The organism is Lacrimispora sphenoides JCM 1415 (assembly GCF_900105615.1).
In the GTDB taxonomy this organism is placed as follows: Bacteria; Bacillota; Clostridia; order Lachnospirales; family Lachnospiraceae; genus Lacrimispora; species Lacrimispora sphenoides.
The window spans coordinates 1110395-1134556 of the sequence record NZ_LT630003.1 but is presented as its reverse complement, the minus strand read 5'-3'; the positions used below and the strand labels follow the sequence as shown (position 1 = coordinate 1134556).

The following is a 24162-nucleotide window of genomic DNA, read 5'->3' as shown; positions in this document are numbered from 1 at the left end:
GCTTCCTTTTCTCATTTTTCATAGCATTCACGATCCTTTCACTTAGAGGCACAAATGATTTCTCCTTGCGGCCGCTTCCCTTCCGCTTTCCGTCTGTTCTGCGGCCGCTCCTGTACCTGGCTTAATTATTTCATCTGGCCCTATGAAAGCTTAATAGCCAATCGTCTCCTTTGCATACTGGGAAGCATTCTTAACCGCATCTTCCGGAGTTTTCTGTCCTAATACCGCTGAGTTAAATTCACTGATTGCATTGTTGGTTACACCGGATGGCAAGCATGTATATCCAAATATACCGGCTTTCAAGGAGTCTGTTATGGCCTCCCAGTTTTCTATAGTCGTTACGCTCTCCACCTTCCAGTCTCCTTTTTCTGCTATGGATTTGATTGCAGAAGGATTGCCGCTTGCCTTAGAGTTAATGGCCTGCCCTTCCTCACCCATCAGATATTCAATTACCTTAAACGCGGAATCCTGATTCTTGCTCTTTGCGTTAATGCTGTAAAAACCGGTATGTAACGTGTTATATTTCAGTTTGTCGGTAGGTATTGAGGCTATATCCCAGTTAAAGGCAAGACCGCTGCCATAAGTTCCGATATTCCAGCTTCCCTGCCAGCTCATAGCCGCTTTTCCGGCTGCAAAAAGATCTGCAGTATCGGAAGAAGGTTCCGGCATGATGCCGTTTTTGGCCATCTGTACCACATCGGAGACAAAAGAAACCGCACCGTCGCCGATCACCATCTGACCCTTGGCCGGGTCAAAAACCTGATCTCCTGCACCGCCGATCCCTGCCCACCAGGTCTGGGTGTTGGGAAGAGCGCTTCCATATACCTCAGTCGTGCCGTCGGCTGCCTTTTTGGTAAGCTTCTCTGCCGCTGCCTTATAATCTGCATAAGACCAGTCATTCGTCGGGTAGGCAATGCCTGCTGCATCAAACATATCCTCGTTGTAGTACAGAATTTCCGTAGCCGCACACCACGGCAAACCATAGGTACCGCCCAGGCCCTCAGACAGCTTTGCTACCGCATCAATAAAATCATCTGTTTTAATTGTGGATTTGGCCAGATAATCATCAAGCGGAATAATTCCTCCTACCTGGGCAAAGTTAGCGATGTCATTTTCCCAGATCACATAGATGTCAACGGAATCATTCCCGGTTGAAACCATCTGGTTCAATTTAGAGGAATAATCACTTTCCGGGATTACAGTCACTTCCACGTCAATACCTGTTGCTTTTTCAGCCTGTAAATACATATTAAGTGCTTCGTCTTTACTCGGCTCATTCCAGACTGCAATGGTTACCTTCTTTCCTGCTTCGGCTGAATCTGTCTTACTGCTTTCCCCTGCCTTTGACTCAGTACTTCCGGCCACAGTCCCTTCCGGCTTTTCTGTTCCCTTGGCGCCGCAGCCGGCTAATGAACCACATGCCACAGCTGTTGACAGAAGCAATGCCAGTAATTTCTTACTTCCCATAATAAACCCTCCAATAAATTATTTTATTTTTTATTTAAACGATTAAATAATTTTTTCAAATTTTGGCCGATTGGTATTAATATCTATCAGCCATATTTAATCTATTTAATCGTTTAAATTAAATCTATAAAAAAATATACACTATAATGTACAACTTTAATATATAATCTTTTTATTTATTTGTCAATATTTTAATTATATTTTATCTAATTCATTTTTTACTAGTCATTTTATTTATTTAAAGGTTTAAATTGAAAAGTTGGATTAATGCCCTGCTTCTGTAATTTGTCAATCACAGGACTGAATATGAAAATGAGGCAGGATTCCTGGAAATCCTGCCTCATTTGCCGATATTACCTTTATTTTATCTGCTCATCTCGCTCTGAGGTCCCTTGTCATTATGGTCTTTTATAACGGTATTGACCTCACCTAAATCTGAAGTAGGAAGATCTCCTGGTATGGTATTCTTTAAAGCTGCGGTTGCATTGCCGTACTGGACTGCCTTCATGCAGTCCCCTCCGCTGCTTAAAAGTCCATAAAGAGCACCTGCAATATAAGCATCTCCGCTTCCGATCCGGTCAACAACATCAATGTTGTGGTATGGGTCTTCCTCGTAATATTCTTTTCTGGAAGCATCGTAAATCACGGAGCCAAAGGTATGGCTCTTGGGGCTGTGCACGATCCTTTGGGTGGAAGCCACAACGGAAATGGGATATTCCTCCGTAAAGCTCTTCATCATTTCCTTAACGGTCCCTTCCTTCTTAAAGGTCAGTCTGGCCGTTTCTTCTGAGCAGAAGAAAATATCCACATAGGGAAGAATCTCTTCAATGCATGCTCTGGCTTCCTCTCCTGTCCAGAGATTGCCGCGGAAATTCACATCAAAGGAAATGATGGTTCCTGTCTTCTTGAACTTTTTGATCATATCAATGGCTGTCTTCCTGGTATTTTCACACAAAGCCAGGGTGATTCCTGTGGTGTGGAAACAGGTAGTTGCCGTATACATCTCCTCAGGGAACGAAGAGGTGCTGATCTGGACAAAAGAACTGTTCTTTCTGTCGTAAATGACCTTGGGTTTTCTTGGATATGCTCCGTATTCATAATAATAAAGCCCAAGTCTTGCATTCGAGCTGTTATCGTAAACAAAATAGTCATCACTGATTCCATAGGAACGGACTTTGCTCTTTACGAAATTTCCTATATCATTAAACGGAAGCTGGGTAACCACACCGGTATGAAGCCCTAAAAGAGCCGCTCCTACGGCAACATTAAGTTCTGCCCCGCCCACCTGTTTTTGAAAGGAATCTCCCCGTACAAGCCGTTCCACACCTTCTGGAGACAAGCGCAATAACAATTCTCCAAGGCTCAGTAAATCAAAAGGTCTGTCACTCATCTTGAACCTTCCTCCATAGTTTTATAAAAGGGGAGTCATTGCCAGGTGACTCCCCTTCTCTATTTCTTATCGATTATCTCTGAACACGTCCTGAACCGTCACCGCCAGCCAGAGTATCTACGTCTTCTCTGGTTACCAGGTTAAAGTCTCCAGGAATGGTGTGCTTTAATGCAGATGCTGCAACACCAAACTCTAAAGCGCCCTTAAAGTCCTTACCGTCAGCCAGGCCGCAGATTACGCCAGCTGCGAAGGAATCGCCGCCGCCTACACGGTCAACGATAGGGGTAACGCGGTATTTCTTGGAGTGGTAGAACTCACGGGTTGCGCCATCCATGATGCATGCAGACCAGCCGTTATCGGAAGCTGAGTAGCTTTCACGCAGGGAGCTGATCACATATTTGAAGTTAAACTTATCGATCATCTGATTGAAGATGTCTACATAACCCTGTAATTCCAGTTCGCCGGAAGTTACATCGGTGTTGCCTGGCTTAAAGCCAAGTACCTTTTCTGCATCCTCTTCGTTACCGATGCACACATCAACGTACTGCATCAGGTTTGTCATAACTTTCTGAGCCTTCTCAGAAGACCATAATTTCTTACGGAAGTTTAAGTCTACGGAAACGGTTACGCCATGAGCCTTAGCTGCCTTTAAAGCTGCCTCAGTCAGTTCTGCCGCTTCATCGCTTACTGCCGGTGTGATTCCTGTGAAATGGAACCAGTCTGCATCCTTAAAAATCTCGTCAAAGTTAAAATTTGCTGCAGTTGCTGTAGCGATGGAGGAATGTGCTCTGTCATATACAACTGCAGATGCTCTCATGGCTGAACCTGTCTCTAAAAAGTAGATACCAAGTCTTTCGCCGCATTTTGCAATGTGCTTTGTTCCTACGTTGTATTTTCTTAAAGCAGCTACCGCACACTCACCGATGGGGTTCTTCGGAACTGCTGTTACGAATTCAACGTCATGTCCATAGTTTGCTAAGGAAACAGCTACGTTAGCTTCTCCGCCGCCATAGTTTACATCAAACTCATCTGCCTGAATAAATTTCTCATTATTGGGGGTAGATAATCTTAACATGATCTCGCCCATGGTCACAAGTTTTGCCATTTTGTATACTCTCCTAAAATTCTATTATTATTTTTTATAATTAGTTTTTTTATTTGCGGGCTGCTGTTACTGCCTCAACAAATTCTTTTGCCTTCGCTGTTACTGCTGCAAAATCACCTGTCTTAGCACCCTTTGTCAAGCTGCTGCCGGTACCAACGGCATAGGCTCCTGCCTTGATCCACTTATCAACGTTGTCAACGTCAACGCCGCCGGATGGCATGAAGTCACCCTGAGGAAGAGGTCCTTTAAAGGAGCTGATCGCATCCGGTCCCATGATGTTGCCTGGGAATATCTTAATAACGTCACAGCCGCACTCCAATGCGGTAATTGCTTCGGTAGGTGTCATAACGCCTGGAAGCATAGGAACTCTGTAACGGTTGCAAAGCTTGATGGTCTCTACATTTAAGCCAGGGCTTACAACATAATTAGCACCTGCAAGGATTGCTGCTCTTGCTGTTTCCGGGTCAAGAACTGTACCTGCCCCAATAACAACATCTTCATTTTTGCTATATTTTTCAGACATTTTTGCGATGAATTCAATTGGATTTCCTTCATCCATGGTCATTGTGATTTCAATAAAATTGATGCCGCCTGCAATGATGGCGTCTACTACCTTCTCGCCCTGCTCAAAGTCTTTTGCACGAACAACAGCTACAAGACAGTCTTTTTTCATCTTTGATAAAACCTGTTCTTTTTTCATCATCCTTATACTCTCCTTCTTCAATTTCGTATATACGAATTAATTTCATATTTACGATTCCTATACTTGAAATATTAATCGTTTCCATCCATTTTGTCAACAGGTATTCCTTATATTTTTCCAAGAAAGCCTAACAAACGGGAAACCTCCATGCTCTTTTCTGAAACCAGCTTTCCCAATGCCTCATAATCATTCGAAGGCTTATAAAGACTGGATACGCTGATGGCTCCCAGCACATTGCCATCCCGGTCAAAAACCGGGGCTCCCACACACTGCATATGCTCCTCCATCTCCCTGGCATCAAATGCATAGCCTCTTTCCCTTACCTGCTTCAGCTCTTCCAGAAGCTGCCCTTTGTTTCTGATGGTTCTCTCGGTGTACTGTGTAAATTTCAGCCGGTTGATCATCTGCTCTCTGGCTTCCTCATCGCTGTAGGCGAGAATCACTTTTCCAAGAGAGGTACAGTACATGGGATTTTTAGAACCAACGGTGGCTGTGGTTATAATAGGGTTTTCCGGTTCGAACTTACATATGTATACCACATGATGATCCGACGGAATCCCAAAAAAGACCGTTTTTCCCACTTCCTTGGAAAATGCCTTGAGCACCGGCTCAATGATTCCGATAAAATCCAGATTATTGGTATAATTAATCCCGATGCGGTAGGCCATTAAGCCTATGGTATAATTCTGCTTTTGTCCCCTTGCTACATTCACCATGCCCATCTCGGCAAGAGTTGTCACAATATCGTAGGCGCTGGTCTTGGGCAGATCCAGCTTTTCACATAGATCGTCCAGAGTCGCTCCCTCCGGTGTTCTGGAGATCAGCTTTAAGATCTCAACGGTTCTTTGTGTCGTTCTGTTTAGTTTCATGGTTTGGCCTCCATTTCTATGTCCTAGTATACTCCGGAAAACCAGAAAAAAGCAAGATGATTTTCGCATATACGAAACATTTGTAAGTATTTACAAAATGATAGGGGTTTTGTTGGTTTATTTACGAAAACAATAAATCAGGGATTGTAATATTTATCATAATTATGTATAATGAACCGGGTATGTAAATACTTACAATTACGGAGGTGATGTTTTTGAATATCTATGATGTTTCCGAACATGCTCACGTATCGATTGCCACCGTTTCCCGCGTTATCAACGGAAATCCCAATGTCAGCGAGAAAACCAGGAAGCGGGTTCTCGCCGTCATGGAAGAGCTGGGTTACACCCCCAATGTATTCGCCAGAAGCCTGGGGCTAAATACGATGAAGACCATTGGAATCATGTGCGCCGATTCTTCCGACCCATGGCTGGCGGAAGCCATCTATTATCTGGAAAAGGAATTACGGGGCAACGGATATGATTCCATTCTCTGTTGCACAGGCTATCTTCCTGAAACCAAGAAGAAGTATCTGGAGCTTTTGCGTTCCAAACGGGTGGATGCCATCATCCTTACCGGTTCCCATTATATAGAAGCAAAGGCAAAGGACAATGCCTATCTTCTGGAAGCAGCAAAGGATCTGCCCATTATGCTGGTCAACGGACAGCTGGAAGGGGAGCAGATCTACAGCACGGTCTGTGACGACCACGCCGCAGTTTACGATGCTGCTTTACGGCTTTACCGCTCCGGCCGTTCCTCGGTGCTTTATCTTTATTCCGGAAACTCCTTCAGCAATTTACACAAGCTTTCCGGCTACCGGGATGCGGTAAGAGATGCCGGTTTTATGATCCGGGACGAGCTTATGGTACTCTGCAGCAAGGACTTAGATGCTGCCATGGAGCGCCTGGATATGATTTCCCGTTCCGGAGTCTATTTCGACGCAGTACTGGCTTCCGAGGATATTCTGGCTGTTGGAGCAGTAAAATATGCAGACAAGGCTGGGCTTACGATCCCTAAGGATTTAAGCATCATCGGATACAACAATTCCATTCTTTCCAGATGCACAACTCCGGAAATAACTTCCGTAGACAATAAGGTGGAAGCCATTTGCACCACCACTGTGAATACTTTAATGAAGGTTCTGGAAGAGGGAAACGTGCCGGGAAAAACTACCATCACCCCGGAGCTGATAAAACGAGGTACTACTAATTTTTAATTTCACATATTGAAGGAGGACTCTCTATCATGAAACAGTTTATGGACAAGGACTTTTTACTGTCAACCGATTCAGCAAAATCGCTTTATCACACATATGCAGAAAACATGCCTATCGTAGACTATCACTGCCATATCAACCCCCAGGAAATCTATGAAGACCGCAAGTTTGACACCATTACCCAGGTATGGTTAGGCGGCGATCATTACAAATGGCGTCAGATGCGTTCCTGCGGCGTGGATGAAAAATATATTACAGGAGATGCTTCCGACCGTGAAAAATTCCAGAAGTGGGCAGAGATCCTTCCGAAGCTGATCGGCAATCCGCTCTACCACTGGAGCCACTTAGAGCTTCAGAGATATTTCGGCTATACCGGCCACTTAAACGGCAATACAGCGGAAGAAGTATGGAATCTGTGCAATCAAAAGCTTCAGGAGGATTCCATGAGCGTCCGCAACATCATCAGGCAGTCAAATGTCAAGCTGATCTGTACCACCGACGATCCTGCCGATACTCTGGAATGGCATCAGAAAATTGCAGATGATAAAACCTTTGAAGGAAAGGTACTTCCTGCCTGGAGACCTGACAAGGCCATGAACATCGAAAAACCGGATTTTGCCGCCTATATGGCAAAATTATCCGCTGTCAGCGGCGTGGAAATCAAGGATTTCGCTTCCCTAAAGACCGCTTTAAAGATCCGTATGGAGTATTTCACCAACCAGGGCTGCGGCGTATCCGACCATGCGCTTGAATATGTTATGTATGCTCCTGCTGATGAGGCCGAGCTTGATACGATCTTTGCAAACGGACTTTCCGGCAAAGCTATCTCTAAAGAAGATGAATTAAAATATAAGACTGCCTTCATGCTGTTCGCAGCAAAGGAATACAACCGCATGGGCTGGGTGATGCAGCTTCATTACGGCTGTAAGCGTGACAACAATGCCATGGCATTTGAAAATCTGGGTCCAGACACCGGTTTCGACTGCATCAACAACTACGCTCCTTCCGCACAGATGGCTGATTTCTTAAATGCATTAAGTGCAACCGATGAGATTCCAAAAACCATCATCTACTCCTTAAATCCGAATGATAACGCCTCCATCGGCACAATCCTTGGCTGTTTCCAGAGCAAATTCCCAGGAAAGATCCAGCAGGGTTCTGCATGGTGGTTTAACGATCACAAGACCGGTATGACCGAGCAGATGATATCTCTGGCTAACTTAGGCTGCCTTGGAAACTTCATCGGAATGCTTACTGATTCCAGAAGCTTCTTATCTTACACCAGACACGAATACTTCCGCAGAATCCTCTGCGAGCTGGTCGGCGGCTGGGTAGACAACGGAGAGTATCCGGATGACCAGGATTCCCTGAAGGAAATCATTGAGGGAATTTCCTTTAACAATGCGATAAAGTATTTTAATTTCGAAATATAATTATATTTCAATGAAAAAAGGGGTTCGATCCTTTCAAAAAAAGATCGAACTCCCTTTTTTATTTTACTGAATTATCTTCACCGGACATTTTGCAGCGCATTTCCCGCAATTGGTGCATTTCTCATAATCGATGATTGCAACATTGTTATCCATATGAATGGCATCAAATTCACACTGCTTTGTACACAGCATACAACCAATACAGCCAACTTCACATTTAGCCTTTACATCTTTGCCTCTGTCATGGGAATTACACTGAACCAGATGCTTTGACTTGTATGGAACCAGGTCAATCAGATTGTTAGGACAGGCAGAAACACATTTGCCGCAGGCAACGCACTTCTCCTTATCCACTACTGCGATTCCGTCAACCACATGGATGGCATCAAATTCACAGGCTTTTACACAAGAGCCGTATCCCATACAGCCATAGACGCAGGCCTTTTCACCGGAGCCGGGAACCACCGACGCCATCCGGCAGTCATCAATTCCGTAATAGTTATACTGAACCTTTGTCTTATCGCAGGTTCCTTTACATTTTACAAATGCAACCTTCTTATCCGTAGAACCGGCCGCAACTCCCATGATTTCGCCGATCTTTTCGGCTACTGCTGCGCCGCCTACCGGACAGGCAGAAACATCCGCCTGGCCCAGTGCAATGGCTTTAGCCAGAGCATCACAGCCTGCATATCCGCAGCCCCCGCAGTTGTTACCTGGAAGCTCGTTCCGGACAAGAATCTCTTTTTCATCAACTTCTACTTTAAACTTTTCGCTGGCAATTCCCAGGAACACACCGATCAAAATTCCGATGATGCCCACAACGGCTGCCGCAAATATTATACCTGTTACCATTCTTTCGTCTCCTCCTTATTTAATTAATCCGGAAAATCCGAAAAATGCGATTGCCATCAGGCCGGAGGTAATCAGGACAATAGGAGAACCCTTAAAGGAATAGGGAACATCATTGTTTTCGATTCTCTCGCGAACACCTGCCAGCATAACAATGGCAATGGTAAAGCCTACGGAAATACCGACACCGTTGATAACACTTTCCAGAATGTTATATCCCTTCTGCACGTTGGTCAGAGCCACGCCCAGAACCGCACAGTTGGTTGTGATCAAAGGAAGATACACACCCAGAGCCTCATAAAGAGCGGGCATGGATTTCTTTAAAAACATTTCTACAAACTGCACCAGAGCTGCAATAACCAGGATAAATACAATGGTCTGTAAGAATTCCAGATGAAGCCCCACTAAAATACCTTTATAAATGACACTGGTTGCAAATGCTGCAATGGTAATTACGAAAATAACGGCTGCGCCCATACCGGCAGAGGTCTTCACATTTTTGGAAACTCCAAGGAATGGACATAGGCCAAGGAACTGGCTGAGCACTACGTTGTTGACCAATGCGGAGCCAATGGCTATCAATAATAATTCTTTCATCTATCCATCCTCCTATTCATCTTTCCTGGAAGCTGCGGTTTTGGCTTCCGCTTCTTTTTTGGCTGCCTGTGCCTTCTTTGCTGCCAGTGCTTCCTCTTCCATCTGCTTCTTCTTGGCCTGAAGGACCTCATGATTTGACATGCAGGAGGAACCGGAACAGGAAGCGCAGTTGCCGCCGCAAGCTAACTTAGACGGAGGAACAGAACCGTTGGTAGCGGAAGGTGCCTTAAACTTATTCTGAAGCGCCGTTAAAACAGACAGCACAAAGAACGCGCCCGGAGCGAGGACGAAAATGGAGATATGAAAATCCTCCGGAATAAAGGTAAATCCAAATATAGCTCCGGAACCTAACAGCTCACGGACAAGTCCGATGCAGGTAAGAGCGATGGTAAAGCCAAGTCCCATACCGATTCCATCAAAGGTAGATTCCATAACACCATTCTTGGAGGCATAGGATTCTGCACGGCCTAAAATAATACAGTTTACAACAATAAGAGGAATATAAATTCCAAGCGCAGAATAAAGGCTTGGTACATAGGCCTGTAAAAGGAGCTGCACAATCGTAACCAGAGTCGCTACGACAACGATATAAGCCGGAATCCTCACCCGGTCCGGAATGATATTACGAAGGGCAGAAATAAGCATATTGGAAAATAGCAGTACCACGGTCGTGGAAAGCCCCATGCCCACACCGTTCACCGCTGACGTGGTAACAGCCAGAGTCGGGCACATGCCAAGCATCAGGATGAAGGTTGGGTTTTCTTTTACAATACCGTTAAATAAACGTTCCATACATTTCTTGTTCATCTTCCCACCTCCTAACGGTCAATATTGTGCACGTAATACAATGCGGCATTGACTGCATTGGTTACTGCGCTTGATGTAATGGTTGCACCGCTGATGGCATTGATCTCTCCATCACCGGCATTGCCGGATTTCGTAACAGTAAGGGATTCCTTGTTCTTTCCTGCATACTGCCCCTTAAATGCCGGTTCCTTTGCCTTTAGGCCAAGACCCGGGGTATCGCTGATTGCCAGGAATTCAATGCCGTTAATGGTTCCATCTTCTTTGATACCAACGGAAATCTCTACGACTCCGCTGTAACTGTCATCGGAATGAGCAGTAATTACATAACCCAGGACACTCCCGCTTCCATCCACTGCCTGAAACGCATTGTCCACACCGACTTTTCCAAAATTCTGGGAAAGCAGTTCTGTATTGCAGGCTTCCACAGCCGTTTCCATCTTTTCATCCGATGTAAAATCAGCCGCCTCCGGAAATACCTTCTTATATGCCGCCAGATTGGCAGCCTCAGTTGCCTTATCAATGGGATCCTTTGTAATCTGATAAGCGCCGCCCAGCAAAAAGCCGGAAATCAGAGTGATCACAAATAAAATCAATGCGTCCTTCATGTATCCGCCGTTTTTCATCTTACTTTCCCTCCTTTCCAAATGCTACCGGAATAGAGATCTTCTCAATCAGAGGCACCAGAATGTTGCCGATGATGATGGCATAGGAAACGCCTTCCGCAGAACCGCCGAAAAGACGGAATAATCCGGTCAGCACGCCTAAAAGAACGCCGAAAAGGATCTGTCCCTTTGGAGTGATGGGGCTGGTCACATAATCGGTAGCCATGAAGAATGCACCAAAGATAAGACCGCCGCCGCATAAATGAGTCAGCACGAACATGAGATCATGCTGGCCGAAAATAAATACAAATGCTGCAAAAGTGATCAGATAAGCTGCCGGGATCTTTATGGAAATCACTTTTCTGAACAAAAGGTAAGCTGCACCCAAAAGCAGGGCAATCACAGATACCTCACCAATGGTTCCTGAAATTTTCCCGATAAACATGGATGTTAGATCAACTGCTTCTCCCGCCTTTAATGCAGCAAGGGGAGTAGCGCCTGAAACTGCGTCACGATATGTAAAGTCAGTCATCTTGCCTGCAAAAGAAATAAGCAGGAAACATCTTGCCGCCAGGGCCGGGTTCATAAAGTTCTGTCCCAGGCCGCCGTAGAGCTGCTTTACCACGATAATGGCAAATACACCTCCCAGAAACGGAATCCATAAAGGAATGGCCGGAGGCATGTTAAGGCCCAGGATCATTCCGGTCACCAGGGCACTTCCATCGCTCACGGTAATGGGTTTTCCCATAAGGGATTCAAATACATATTCACTAAGAACACAGGATAACACACTGATCAGCAAAATCAGCGCTGCTTTCACCCCGAACTGATATACACCATACGCAGACGCAGGAATCATGGCAATGGCAACATCCAGCATAATATTCTGTGTTGTAACCTGATCCCTGACATGAGGTGATGATGATACGTTTAACAATTTACTCATGCTTCCTCCTCCTACGCTTTCTTTCTGCTTGCCGCAACTTCTTTGCGCATTTCTTTAAATGCCTGGGTAAGAGGTCTTCTGGCCGGACAAATATATGCACAGCAGCCGCATTCGCAGCATTCCATGCCGTTTAATTTTACAAACCGCTCCAGGTCAGACCGTTCCGCCGCATCCATGATCATCTGCGGAACAATATTGCCCGGACATACCTTAACGCATCTTCCGCAGCGGATGCAGGCAGAAGGCGCATTACCTGCCACCTCGTCTATTGTCAGACAGGTAAGGGCAGAGGAGGTCTTTGTGACAGGAATATCAAAGTTAAACATAGCCTGCCCCATCATAGGACCTCCGGAAATCACCTTTTCCGGTTCCGTCTTAAAACCGCCGGAAGCCTCGATAAGCTCGGTGTAGCTGGTCCCGGTCCGAACATTATAGTTCTGTGGATTTGCTATCGCATCACCGGTCACCGTAATGATACGGCGGATCAAAGGAATGCCCTTTGCGACCGCATTATAAATAGAAATCACCGTATCCACATTGTCTACCATACATCCTGCATCTGCCGGAAGCATGGTGGAATTGATCTTTCTTCCTGTTACGGCATAGATCAGAGTACGCTCACCGCCCTGGGGATATTTGGTCTGTAAAGGACAGACAGTAATCCTTGGTTCATCCTTTACAAGCTCTGTCATGAGCTTGATCGCTTCCGGTTTGTTGCTCTCAATGCCGATCACGCCCTTTGCATTGTCAAACAGCTGAAGGATTATGTTAAGCCCTTTTATGATGCTCTCCGGCTCTTCTAACATCATCCGGTAATCAGAAGTTAAGTACGGCTCGCACTCCGCACCGTTGACAATGATCGTATCGATCTTTGATTCATCCTTTGGCGTCAGCTTCACATGAGTGGGAAATCCGGCGCCGCCAAGACCTACAACTCCTGCTTCTTTTACAAGATTCCTGATCTCTTCCTTTGATAAGGTCTTTGGATCCCGCTCTTTGCCAAATCCTTCCACCGCCTGATACTTTCCGTCGTTTTCAATGATAACAGACGGAACCATAGAGCCGTTTGCAACCATTCTTGGTTCAATGGTTTTTACCGTTCCTGAAACAGAGCTGATCACGCATGCAGAAATAAAGCCTCCCGGCTCTCCGATCTTCTGTCCAACCAGCACCTGATCACCTGCCGCCACCAAAGGCTTCGCCGGCGCACCGATATGCTGGGATAAGGGGAACACCATCTCGCCTTTTGGCTGCAGCACTTGTACAGGTTTATTTTCCGACAATTCTTTTCCTTCATAAGGATGAATGCCGCCTTTAAATGTAGCCAGACCCATTTAACTAACCCTCTTTCTCTACAATTCTTTATCTCTCCTAGCAAAATTTCAACATTTTGCCACCTGAAACAGTATATCATAATTTAGTAACCGAAACAATGCATAAATACATATTGTATACTGTGTTTTATATACAATTTGCCTTATTTGCAGGAACGTAAGCTGGTCCCTGACTTCAATTTTTGTTAAATAAATAACAACTTTATTATAAGCAGCTCTGGTATGTTTTTGTAAAAATACATTTATTTCTTCATTTTTTTTAAAATTCCAGATTATCAGCCATTTTTCAACAGTATTTTTAATTCTGTACACTATTCCTCGTTAAATTTTTGTTATATTTTTGTTAATTTTTTTATATATAAAAAGACCCTTCTCCTGGTTCTATGAAGTAATATCATGGTTCTCCCCTTTTATTTATTAGAAATTTTAATAAATAAAAGGAAGCATTGTGATAACGAAATCACGAATGGCTCCGTGACTGCCGTTTTTTCCAATGCTCCCCTTAAGGTATGCAGACCGGGGTTTTTGTTTAATCCAGTTCCACTGCCCCGGTATAGAGCTGATAATACCTGCCTTTTTGTTTCAGTAAATCCTCATGATCTCCCCGCTCAATAATCTCACCGTTTTCCAAAACCATAATGGCATTGGCATTGCGCACCGTAGACAGGCGGTGGGCAATCACAAACGTAGTACGGTTCGCCATGAGGCGGTCCATGCCCCGTTCAATATGCTTTTCCGTTCTGGTATCCACGGAGCTGGTCGCTTCATCAAGAATCAGAACCGGTGTCTTTGAAATCGCTGCCCTGGCGATGTTTAAAAGCTGTCTCTCCCCCTGGCTTAAGTTGGCCCCGTCACCTTCCAGCAGCGTATCAAAGCCGGCAGGCAGTCTCATGATAAAGGAATAAGCGGAGGCAGTCTTTGCCGCCTGGATCACCCCTTCATCCGTCGCATCAAGCCTTCCGTAACGGATGTTTTCCATAACGGTTCCAGTAAACAAATGGGTATCCTGAAGGACCATGGCAATATTATGGCGCAGGTTTTTCCGTTTAATGTGACGGATATCCACTCCGTCAATGGTAATTTCACCGCCCTGAATATCGTAGAAACGGTTCAGAAGATTTGTGATCGTGGTTTTTCCTGCTCCGGTAGAACCCACAAAGGCGATCTTTTGCCCAGGCTTTGCATAAAGACTTAGATCCTTTAAAATCACTTTGTCCGGGTCATAGCCAAAGGTCACATGGTCTAATTCCACATATCCGTTCATCGGATCAAGCTCTGCCGCATCTTCGTCATCTGCAGGCTCCGGCTCCTCATCCATAACAGCAAATACCCGTTCTGCTCCTGCAATGGCGGAGAATACATTGGTCACCTGCATGGACATCTCGTTGATCGGACGGCCGAATTGCCTGGAAAAGCTTAAGAATACGGTCAGTCCGCCCACGTCAAAGCCTCGGAGCACACAGAGAAGTCCTCCGATGCATGCAGTCAGAATATAGTTCAGCTGGCTTAAATTTCCCATGACCGGCATCATCACGCCACCGAAAAACTGTGCGTGGATCATGTTGTTCCTTAGATCCTCATTGAGGATTTCGAATTCTTCTTCTGCCACGTCTTCATGGCAGAACACCTTTACAACCTTCTGGCCGCTGATCATTTCTTCTATATATCCGTTTACAGCGCCAAGGGAGCTTTGCTGAGCGGAGAAAAACTTCTGGCTTCTTGACGCCACAAAGCCGCCTACCCTCATCATAACTGGAATCATGATTATGGTCACCAGAGTCAGCCAGATATTTGTATATATCATAAGCGCCAGGGTACCTATAATGCTTAAGACTCCGGTAAAAAGCTGGACCAGGGTGCTGCTCAGCATCTGTCCGATGGTATCCACATCATTGCTGAACCGGCTCATCAGATCACCGGTATTATTGGTGTCATAAAACCGTACCGGCAGTGTCTGAATTTTGCTGAATAAATCATCCCTGATCTTTTGGAGGGCATTTTGCGCAACCGTCAGCATGATTCTGGATTGGGCATAGTTAGCAATAACACCGATGAGAAAAACGGCAGCCATTGCCGCAATGCCTTTTGCAAGGCCTGACACACTCCCCATCCCGCCTCCGGGAGGTGCAATATATTGATTTATAATTGGCCTTAACATATAAGAACCGGCTAACGTCGCAAGCGTACCGACAATGACACAGACAAACGCCGCTCCCATGTAAAGCTTATATTCATTTAAATAAGACATAAGGCGCCGGATGGTTTCCTTGGCATTTTTCGGTAGGCGGCCCTTGATCTGCCGGCCGCCTCCATTCCCGCCCATGGGCCCATGGTTCTTGACTGGCTGGGAAGACCGGCTATAACGCCTTTTTAAGCTTTTTATTTTCTTTTGCTCATCCATTATGCACCTGCCTCCTTATCCAAATCTCTCTGGGAATAGTAAATTTCCTGATAAGCCTCACAGGACTCCATCAGTTCTTCATGGGATCCCATACCTACGATCTGACCGTCATCAAGCACAATGATCTTATCCGAGCCTTCCACGGATCCGATCCGCTGGGCAATGATGAATTTGGTAGTATCTTTCAGGGTCGTCTGGAAGCATTGGCGGATACGGGCTTCGGTTGCCGTGTCCACAGCAGAGGTGCTGTCATCTAAAATCAGTATTTTCGGCTTCTTTAAAAGAGCCCTGGCAATGCAAAGTCTTTGCTTCTGACCGCCGGATACATTGGAACCACCCTGGCCCAAATCCGTGTCATATCCATCCTTAAAATTAGAAACAAAGCCATCGGCCTGAGCACTTTCCGCCATGAGGATGATTTCTTCCATGGTGGCATTCTCATCACCCCAGCGGAGATTTTCTTCAATGGTTCCTGAAAAAAGGACATTCTTCTGTAAAACCATTCCGACACCTTCCCGAAGGTTCCTGATGGAATAATCCCTTACATCAATACCATCCACCAGAACTTGTCCTTCATCCGCATCATAAAGACGGGGGATCATCTGCACGAGTGAAGTCTTTCCGCTTCCAGTAGAACCAATGATTCCAATGGTTTCTCCAGGCTCTGCAGTAAAATTAATGTGTTTTAAGACCATTTCATCCATTCCCTTTACATACTGGAAGGAAACATTACGAAATTCCACCTTACCGCTTGTAACCTGGGCTGATAGTTCAGAAGCATGTTCATCTGTCAAATAGATCTCTGTATCCAAAACCTCTCTGACACGCCTTAAGGACGCCATGGCCCTTGAAGCCTGTAAAAATACCATGGATAACAGCATCAGGGACATGAGGATCTGTACGATGTAAGTGGTAAACGCTGTTAGATCACCGATAGGCATCTTACCTGCGATAATGAGATTGCCCCCATACCAGACCACTGCAAGGGTCGTGACATTCATGGCAAGCATCATCACCGGCATACTGATTATAACAATCTTCATGGCATCAAGGCTGCCTTCCTTTAGATCCCGGTTAGTTGCCTGAAATTTCTTTTCCTCAAAATCTTCCCTGACAAAGGATTTTATGACGCGCACATTGGTCAAAGCCTCCTGCACACCGGAGTTTAAGCGGTCGATCTTCTTCTGCATTACCTCAAAGCGCGGAAATGCCGCCTTTAAAATCAAAAAGATACCAAAGATCAGCAAAGGAATCACCACCAGAAGTATCACCATCAGCTGGCGGTTCATGAGATAGGCCATAATAAGGCCGCCGATCAGCAGTCCAGGAGCCCTAAACAGCAGACGCAGGCTCATCATGACCACATTCTGAATCTGCTGGATATCATTTGTCAGCCTGGTGACCAATGACCCTGTGCTGAAATCATCAATATTCTTAAAGGAAAACTGCTGAACTTTATGAAATACATCCTTTCTCAAATCTGTGCTGAAGCAAATAGATGCTTTGGAGGAAAAATAGGATGCTCCGATTCCTCCCGCTGCCATTACAACAGCGATTCCAACCATTCTGCCTCCCATTTTTAAAATGTATTCTACATCTCTTGTGGCAACTCCGTTGTTAATGATCAAGGACGTCAGCCTGGGAAGCATGATCTCACCAAATACTTCCGTTAACATTAAAAGGGGCGCCAGTATAAAGGCTCCCAGATACGGCCTGATATATTTCCAATATCGTTTCAAGTTATTAATCCTCTCTTTCTGTTGTGTCCTTTTCCAAGGGAAGATGAGATAAATTATCATATACGCGGTCCAGGAATTGCCCCATAGCAGCCATTTCTTCCGCAGAAAAGTCACGGAACATCCGTTCTTCTACATTGTGAAAAAATTCCCGGCTATGCTTTACCGTGTGTTTTCCCTTCTCCGTCAGACAAAGCTTATTCATCCGGTTATCCTCCTGATCCACCGCCCGGGTGATATACCCACCTTTTTCCAGCTTCTTTACCGATACCGCTATGGTGGCAGTGGACACATAAAGGCGTTCTGCAATCTCCTTCTGGGATACATTGGAATGATCAGCCAGCATCATAAGAATCTGATGCTGGCTGCGGTATACCCCTGTCTCCTTCAGACGTTCATCCAAAATATACCGGTGCAGCTTCATAATCCTCATATATCTTACCATCACGCCGTGGGCCGGTGAAAAATCTCCCTTCAGTCCCTTATCCCGGAACGGGCACATTGGTTTCATTTGCAAATATTCCCCTTTCTGTTAGCTTCCTAATAATTAGCTAATTAACTATGTAGCAGTATATCACCATTTTTTCCGGTTTGCAACCCGGAAAACTTTGAAAATTTTGTGAATTTTCTTAATATCATAACCTATTTTTAAACTTCCATTCCATGTCCAAAAAACTTTTGTGCCCACACTGCCTGTAAGATTCTACACCCGTTCGATTCCCCTGGGAATCTCCATGGCATTGGACAGCTTAATCATCTGATCCCTCAGCTCTAAGTACTCTTTGCTGCTCATGTCCTTGATCGGCCTTTGCCTTTCGTATAATTCATGCATTTGCCCATTTTTTATAGAAAAGCTTTCCGGTGTATGATACTGTAATTCAAAAATCTGGCCATAAGGCGAATATAAGGTGGTGTTGATCCCCTTATAAGGACTCTGCCTGTCAAGCCAGTAATTTTTAATTTCAACCGTATGAAAGCCTGCTTCCCAATAAAGTTCCATGGCTATTAAAACCTTCTCCGCAAGCTCTTCTGCTGGAGCTGTATAAGTATATCTCAATATGTCCTTGACCTCGTATGCCTGGCAGCAAGGGTCGTATTTCCTATGAATCTTTTCCAAATAAGAATCCCTGGACTTTATGCGGTTTTCCACACCTGCCATATCCATTCCTGCCCGCCCTGCCATTGCTCTGACCTGTCTTGTAATTTTAGGTTCATACACCGCAGCCCTGATGTAACAGGACATTCCTTTTATCTGAGGCCTGATAACCCCATGATTATACTGCTTTTCAACGGCCAGACGGTTCCGCCATATTTTCTCCCCACGCATTGTACCAAATTTCCTTTGACATTTTTATCATATCATTCAGTATATGCACCATTTCCGGAAATTGTGTCTGTAATTTTACCTGACCGGTTAAAATAATCCTGCAGCCGGATATTTATGTAAAAGCGGAGGCCTGAATTTATATACAGGCCCCCGCTTCTATAATCTCTATTCGCAAAAATCTTCAAAATCACGTCCAAAATCACGATCACAATCGCGGTCACGATCACGGTCACGGTCACAGTCACGGTCACGATCGCGGTCACGCCTGCAGCAGTGGCACCGTGGATCATTACATCCTGCTCTGAATCCAGCACAGAATGCTCTTCTTCTTTCTTCTTCACATTCATCACGATCGCGTTCATCTTCACAATCACGATCGCGGAAATTACGACATCTGCAGCATCTGCAGCATCTGCAACATCCACAGCCGAATCTGCAATTATTTCTACATCCTCCGAAAAAACAACACATATATAACACCTCTCTTTTTTTAATTGTACTATATTATATGGGACACATAGACAAGGTGTGAAATCTGCCTGTTTCAAAGGTATTCTGGTTTAAAAATCCAGACGTTACTCTGCTCCCGCGGCTGCATTCATGCAAAGTGTTGCCTCCATTTCAACTGCCATCCCCCCCATCTTAGAGCAAGCAGCCTCCTTTACCGCTCTTTCAAGAAGCCGGTTACCCCATTTCTGCCCGCATCAGTTGTCTGGCTATCTTTTCCAGCCTTGAATGGGTTTTATCAAAAAAGCACTTAAAGGATGAACAGAAATAATTCTGGCCAAGTTGGCCTGCCTCATCGTATCCATCCGCTTCTACTACATTCTGGATGCTGCAGCACCCCTTCATATCTTAGGGCAATAAAAAACTACCAGCTAAATATTTTAATAGCTGGTAGTTCGGCTTACATTGACTTTTATTAAAAAAATAATAACCACCAAAACGGAAATCTTGAGTCAAAATCATGTCTCCTATCGAATTCTTCTCTCCGTTCCGCTTCTTGCCTTCTGTCAAATTCCATTCTTCTATCGAATTCTTCACGCATACCTCTTCTGTCGAAACCTCTTCTGTCGAAACCTCTTCCGCCTACGCCTCTTCCATCAGAGCCCATTCTGGGATCACCTTGAGAACAATCCATATAAATATTCCTATTTCTATAATTTTATATGATTAATGTATGCAAAGCCATATTGCTATGCCACCATAAACGAACTATTATTTCCTATTTTTTCGAATAATTTGTTACGAAAAAATTGATAGCGTAACTACTGATCGTTCGCAGCTTTTGTGAATTCAATTTTGAGGCTTCGTACTACAATTGAAAAAGGGTTTTTATTTTTTGAGCAACAATATCAGGTGAAATATACGAATTATCAATCTTAATGTAATTATCAAATGGTATTTCTCCGTCATTGCTTACTAAACGGTATTTTCCACCATCACCGATTAATCTTTGATTAGAAATATCAATATCCCGTTTCGATGCCTTGTTGCGTAATCTATTTTCCGTTGTATTTCTTTCCAAACGTACTTCTCTTGAAGCGACAAGTTCAACATAGTAAAATTCAGTTTTGTATGGTCTGAATATATCTTTGACATGCTCAATATAATCCCAATCGGACTTCTGGTCAAACGCCCACATATAAGTAAAAATAAGTCCGTAATTATTAGATGCTGCAAATTCTTCAAAAACCACATCCCTTAAACGAGAAGTTATTCTTCCATTATAGGAACCAAAAATTTCAATTACCGGCTCAATTGTCATATGATTATGAAACAAACGTAAGTCTGTAATTTTCATCAATTCCTGCCCAACAGTCATTTTTCCTACAGACGCATTTCCAAATATAAATACGACTTTCATAAACTCATTCCCCCCACATAGTATAAATAACTTTATAAATAGAATAACATCCTGCTTACCAATTATCAACCCACTAAACTCGTGCTTTTGAGTATGTTTTTACACCCTATGCGCCAAGTTATAGGCGATTAACGTTCATGAAATAATTAGCGGTTAAGATATAAGTTTATAATTCCCGTAATCACCTTCCAACATACTCAGGGATCTTGGGTTGCTACTGGTGGTAAACTAAGCTTTAGATATAGTAAATCTTACCATGCTATCTTCGCTATCAATTCTCTTTCGTTTGTTCCGATTTCAATTACCCCCATATTGGTAATAGGCTCTTCAACTATAATCATTGTTACATTTTCTGGCCCCACATACAAATGCGATTTTACCCACAATTCTACCTATCTTATAGCGTCCTATAACGTTCTGAAACAGCTTAAATGGATATTTTTACATAAATAAAAAAGCCGTACCCCTTTATCTAAAGGTGTTTAACGGCTTTTCACTTTGAGTGGAGCAGACGGGGGTCGAACCCGTGTCCAAAAACCAATTCCCTGTTCTTCTACTATCATAGTTAGTTTATTGACATTCCCTCCACCGCCCGGGAACTAACACCCTGGCAGCTTCAGTAGCTTCATAATACGACCGCATGCTCAAAGCTTTGCATACGTCGTTTCTCACATAGTCGATGCCGGGATCTTAAAGTGTGAGTGCCTTAAGGCCGACAAGCTGCATTAAGCAGCTAATGCTAATTCGTTATTGTTAGCGTTTATATTTAGGTTTGCCATTTAACGCATCGCATGCGGATAGCTTCACCAGCTGCATAGCCCCTGTCGAAACCAGTACTGCCCCTGACTGGTGCTCTTCTGGAGAGCATTCTCATACTAACATGAAAAAAATCAATTGTCAAGACCTGTGCAATTCCTGCTGCTATTACCTTGTGGCAACACTGCCTGAAGATTCACCTTATTCCTTTTTTTGGTTTTAAAATTAAAATCTAATTTAATCAGCAGGAAAAGCACATGCCTGTTCAGCCTATTTCGCCTGCAAAGCAGCCATTGTAAAATAATTATATGGCTGATTAAAATGAGGCAGGAAGAAAATGTCCGTCAGCTTTAACCGGTCGATGGTTACCTGCTCCTGGATCGCAAGAGAGAACATGTGTATTGCCATGGAAATATCATATTCCGAACATAATTGTGCACCCAGAACGATGCGGGTCTTCTTATCGTATACGATCCTGATTTTTACCTTGTAATTGTCATGTTCAATAAAGGCCGGTTTTTGAGTATCCTCATAATCCACCGCCTCAGCGTCATACCCCAGCTTTTTGGCTTTTGCATAGGTGATTCCAGTAGAAACCATTTTCAGATTCCAGATGCAGATTCCATTGGATCCCTGAACGCCAATGGATTCCAGGGGTGTTCCGCAGACATTATGAGCTGCAACGATTCCGGACCGCACAGCATTGGTTGCCAGAGCAATATAGTTTGTCTTTTGGATGGAGTTATCAAAAACAGTGGCACAGTCGCCGATGGCATATACATCCGGCCGGCTGGTCTGCTGCCGTTTGTCAACGAGAAATGCTCCGTTGCAGAACAGTTCAAGATCCTCCTTGCCTAACTGGTTGTTAGGTTTGAAACCAATTCCCAGTACTACCATATCGGCATGGTATTCATTTTTGTCAGTGACCACTTTTTCCACTTTGCCGTTTCCTTCAAGCTTAGTCACGATTTCGTTATAAACCAGCTGAATGCCATGGCTTGATAAGTTCTCGGACATGATATCCGAAAATTCCTGATCATAATAGCTTGACAGACAGGTGTGCATATTGTCAATCAAGGTTACATTCTTTCCGACACGGCGGAATGCTTCTGCCAGTTCTACGCCGATATACCCTGCCCCTACAACCACAATATCCTTCAAGGAATTGTTATGCAGCTTGTCAATGACATCTTTCGCATTCTGAAATAACTTTACAAATTGAACGTTGTCCAGTTCTTTTCCTTCAATATCTGGTGAAATAGGAAGAGAACCGGTTGCAAGGATCAGTTTATCGTATTCCTGCTGGTATCTCTGGCCATATTTTCCCTCAGCGAAAACAATCTTTTTATCATAATCAATGCGCTCCACTTTGGTTTCCATGTAGACCTTTGCGCCCTTTTTTTCAAAGATATCCTTGCTGCAATAAAACAGGCCTTCAGAGGAATGAATCTGGTCCCCGATCCAAAGAGCCATACCACAGCCCAGAAAACTGATGTTATCATTGGAATCAAATATAACAACTTTACTGTCTTTATAATTATCTAAGATTGTATTGATTGCAGCCGTCCCTGCATGGTTTGCTCCAATTACTACAATACGTTCCATAAATAGCCTCCTTAAGAATTGTTTTTCTTAATTATAACACATCGTTAAAACAAAAACAATTATTATTACTAAAATTACAAACTTTTTTTAAGCGGACCTTCGCTTACTACAGATCATCCACCAGAGCGCTGCTTTTTGCATATGCCGTGCTTTTCGCTTCAAAAAAATCCGTTTTGATCAGATTGGCATTGCTGTACTGGTTGACCCACAGCATACTTTCCGGCTCCCTGTCATGGCCTTCATAAATCCGCTCCCAGCCAAGGCTTGCACAGCGTAAGTTACCCAGATACATGATATAGTCTGTAATCATTTCTTTTGTAAGTCCGGGAACCTCATCTCCAATGGCATAGCATCCCCAGGCGATCTCCTGCTCACAGCCTTCTCTTATCATACTTCGGTAAACTTCTATCCGTTCCCTGGTAAACAGCTCCGGCTCTTCCTTCTCCAGTTCCAGAATGATATTGCGGAACAGCCATAAATGTGTGTTCTCATCTCTGTTGATGTAACGGATCTCCTGGGAGGAGCCGGTCATTTTATGATTCCGCCCAAGGTTATAGAAAAACATGAATCCGCTGTAAAAATACACACCTTCCAGAATAAAATTAGCCACAACCGCCTTCATAAAGGCAAATGCGCTCTTGTCCTTTTGGAATTCATTATACAGGTCCCCGATAAAGGTATTGCGCGCAAGAAGATGAGGATCGCTCTTCCACTGATAGAGCACCTCATTCCGAGTCTGAGGCTCGCAGATGGTATCCAGCATATAACTGTAACTCTGGCTGTGCACCGCCTCCTGAAAGGTTTGAATGGAAAGGCAGAGATTGATCTCATTGGCCGTCACATATTCTCCAAGGGCCGGCAGATTAGCGGTCTGGATGCTGTCCAAAAACACCAGAAAGGATAATATCTTATCATAAGCCCTCCGTTCCTGTGGACTTAATAAGGGATAATCCTTCCTGTCTCTGCTTAGATTAATTTCTTCAGGAATCCAGAAATTATTCATGGCCTGCCGGTACCAGTCACTGACCCAGGTGTATTTCATATTGTTAAAATCATTAAGGTTCGTAGTGTTGCCGTTGATCATCCGCCGTTTTCTTACCTCAATCTCCCCATCCGGATGAAAAAGGGGCCTTTTTTTTAATTGTTCCATA

The 24162-nt window shown here is 44.2% G+C and carries 23 protein-coding genes and 1 other RNA gene; 2 read left to right on the top strand and 22 right to left on the bottom strand.

The genetic code is table 11. The features are described from left to right. Positions 1–150 precede the first annotated feature (150 nt). The 5 genes from BMX69_RS05085 to BMX69_RS05065 form a co-directional block, all read right to left on the bottom strand. The gene (locus BMX69_RS05085) at positions 151–1467 is read right to left on the bottom strand and encodes an ABC transporter substrate-binding protein (protein ID WP_054789582.1); all 1317 of its coding nucleotides are present in this window, start codon (positions 1465–1467) and stop codon (positions 151–153) included. 364 nt (positions 1468–1831) lie between these two features. Further along, entirely contained in the window at positions 1832–2857 is a 1026-nt protein-coding gene (locus tag BMX69_RS05080) for a sugar kinase (RefSeq protein WP_054789581.1), read from the bottom strand. A gap of 73 nt (positions 2858–2930) precedes the next feature. After that, positions 2931–3962, bottom strand: a complete 1032-nt coding sequence (locus BMX69_RS05075; RefSeq protein ID WP_025232603.1) for a sugar kinase — start codon at positions 3960–3962, stop codon at positions 2931–2933. A gap of 49 nt (positions 3963–4011) precedes the next feature. Further along, the gene (locus tag BMX69_RS05070) at positions 4012–4662 is read right to left on the bottom strand and encodes a bifunctional 2-keto-4-hydroxyglutarate aldolase/2-keto-3-deoxy-6-phosphogluconate aldolase (protein WP_100043773.1); all 651 of its coding nucleotides are present in this window, start codon (positions 4660–4662) and stop codon (positions 4012–4014) included. Between the two features lie 110 nt (positions 4663–4772). Continuing rightward, a complete protein-coding gene (locus BMX69_RS05065) occupies positions 4773–5534 on the bottom strand; it encodes an IclR family transcriptional regulator (RefSeq protein WP_025232601.1) in 762 nt (253 codons plus the stop codon). A gap of 215 nt (positions 5535–5749) precedes the next feature. Here BMX69_RS05065 and BMX69_RS05060 point away from each other — a divergent pair, with 215 nt between their 5' ends. Together BMX69_RS05060 and uxaC are read left to right on the top strand one after the other, a co-directional pair. Continuing rightward, entirely contained in the window at positions 5750–6751 is a 1002-nt protein-coding gene (locus BMX69_RS05060) for a LacI family DNA-binding transcriptional regulator (protein WP_100041734.1), read from the top strand. A gap of 29 nt (positions 6752–6780) precedes the next feature. Beyond that, positions 6781–8184 carry a glucuronate isomerase gene (gene uxaC / locus BMX69_RS05055; protein WP_100041733.1) on the top strand — a complete coding sequence of 468 codons (1404 nt, stop codon included), beginning with the start codon at positions 6781–6783 and terminating at the stop codon, positions 8182–8184. A gap of 63 nt (positions 8185–8247) precedes the next feature. On the opposite strand, the gene BMX69_RS05050 is transcribed toward uxaC, so the two are convergent. From BMX69_RS05050 to BMX69_RS04970, 17 genes are all read right to left on the bottom strand, one after another. Next, complete coding sequence (locus tag BMX69_RS05050) at positions 8248–9036, bottom strand: RnfABCDGE type electron transport complex subunit B (RefSeq protein ID WP_054789580.1); 789 nt, start codon at positions 9034–9036, stop codon at positions 8248–8250. A gap of 15 nt (positions 9037–9051) precedes the next feature. Next, positions 9052–9630 (bottom strand): electron transport complex subunit RsxA, encoded by a 579-nt coding sequence (gene rsxA, locus BMX69_RS05045; protein WP_025232597.1) that lies wholly within the window; start codon positions 9628–9630, stop codon positions 9052–9054. Positions 9631–9642: 12 nt separating this feature from the next. Next, on the bottom strand, positions 9643–10437 hold the full coding sequence (gene rsxE / locus BMX69_RS05040) for an electron transport complex subunit RsxE (RefSeq protein WP_054789579.1): 795 nt from the start codon (positions 10435–10437) through the stop codon (positions 9643–9645). A gap of 11 nt (positions 10438–10448) precedes the next feature. Further along, positions 10449–11060 (bottom strand): RnfABCDGE type electron transport complex subunit G, encoded by a 612-nt coding sequence (locus BMX69_RS05035; RefSeq protein ID WP_054789578.1) that lies wholly within the window; start codon positions 11058–11060, stop codon positions 10449–10451. Between the two features lies 1 nt (position 11061). After that, a complete protein-coding gene (locus BMX69_RS05030; RefSeq protein ID WP_100041732.1) occupies positions 11062–11985 on the bottom strand; it encodes an RnfABCDGE type electron transport complex subunit D in 924 nt (307 codons plus the stop codon). An 11-nt stretch (positions 11986–11996) separates the two neighbouring features. Beyond that, entirely contained in the window at positions 11997–13319 is a 1323-nt protein-coding gene (gene rsxC, locus BMX69_RS05025; protein ID WP_054789577.1) for an electron transport complex subunit RsxC, read from the bottom strand. Positions 13320–13848: 529 nt separating this feature from the next. Continuing rightward, positions 13849–15720 (bottom strand): ABC transporter ATP-binding protein, encoded by a 1872-nt coding sequence (locus BMX69_RS05015; RefSeq protein ID WP_100041731.1) that lies wholly within the window; start codon positions 15718–15720, stop codon positions 13849–13851. After that, a complete protein-coding gene (locus BMX69_RS05010) occupies positions 15720–17459 on the bottom strand; it encodes an ABC transporter ATP-binding protein (RefSeq protein WP_100041730.1) in 1740 nt (579 codons plus the stop codon). Before BMX69_RS05010 ends, BMX69_RS05015 begins: the two co-directional genes overlap by 1 nt. 4 nt (positions 17460–17463) lie before the next feature. Continuing rightward, positions 17464–17967, bottom strand: a complete 504-nt coding sequence (locus BMX69_RS05005; protein ID WP_100041729.1) for a MarR family winged helix-turn-helix transcriptional regulator — start codon at positions 17965–17967, stop codon at positions 17464–17466. Between the two features lie 192 nt (positions 17968–18159). Further along, positions 18160–18783: a hypothetical protein gene (locus BMX69_RS05000; protein ID WP_054789575.1), complete on the bottom strand. Its 624-nt coding sequence runs from the start codon at positions 18781–18783 to the stop codon at positions 18160–18162. Between the two features lie 32 nt (positions 18784–18815). Further along, positions 18816–19208: a hypothetical protein gene (locus tag BMX69_RS04995; RefSeq protein ID WP_157724388.1), complete on the bottom strand. Its 393-nt coding sequence runs from the start codon at positions 19206–19208 to the stop codon at positions 18816–18818. Between the two features lie 259 nt (positions 19209–19467). Beyond that, positions 19468–19635 (bottom strand): hypothetical protein, encoded by a 168-nt coding sequence (locus tag BMX69_RS24365; protein WP_166433173.1) that lies wholly within the window; start codon positions 19633–19635, stop codon positions 19468–19470. A gap of 70 nt (positions 19636–19705) precedes the next feature. Then, positions 19706–19897 carry a hypothetical protein gene (locus tag BMX69_RS04990; protein ID WP_100041727.1) on the bottom strand — a complete coding sequence of 64 codons (192 nt, stop codon included), beginning with the start codon at positions 19895–19897 and terminating at the stop codon, positions 19706–19708. A gap of 201 nt (positions 19898–20098) precedes the next feature. After that, entirely contained in the window at positions 20099–20650 is a 552-nt protein-coding gene (locus BMX69_RS04985) for a DEAD/DEAH box helicase family protein (RefSeq protein ID WP_100041726.1), read from the bottom strand. A 500-nt stretch (positions 20651–21150) separates the two neighbouring features. Then, positions 21151–21493, bottom strand: a transfer-messenger RNA (tmRNA) gene (ssrA, locus tag BMX69_RS04980). Between the two features lie 183 nt (positions 21494–21676). Beyond that, positions 21677–23011: a H2O-forming NADH oxidase gene (gene nox, locus BMX69_RS04975; RefSeq protein ID WP_054789571.1), complete on the bottom strand. Its 1335-nt coding sequence runs from the start codon at positions 23009–23011 to the stop codon at positions 21677–21679. Between the two features lie 106 nt (positions 23012–23117). After that, positions 23118–24161, bottom strand: coding sequence for a ribonucleotide-diphosphate reductase subunit beta (locus BMX69_RS04970; RefSeq protein ID WP_100043772.1), 1044 nt, complete (start codon positions 24159–24161; stop codon positions 23118–23120). Position 24162 lies beyond the last annotated feature (1 nt).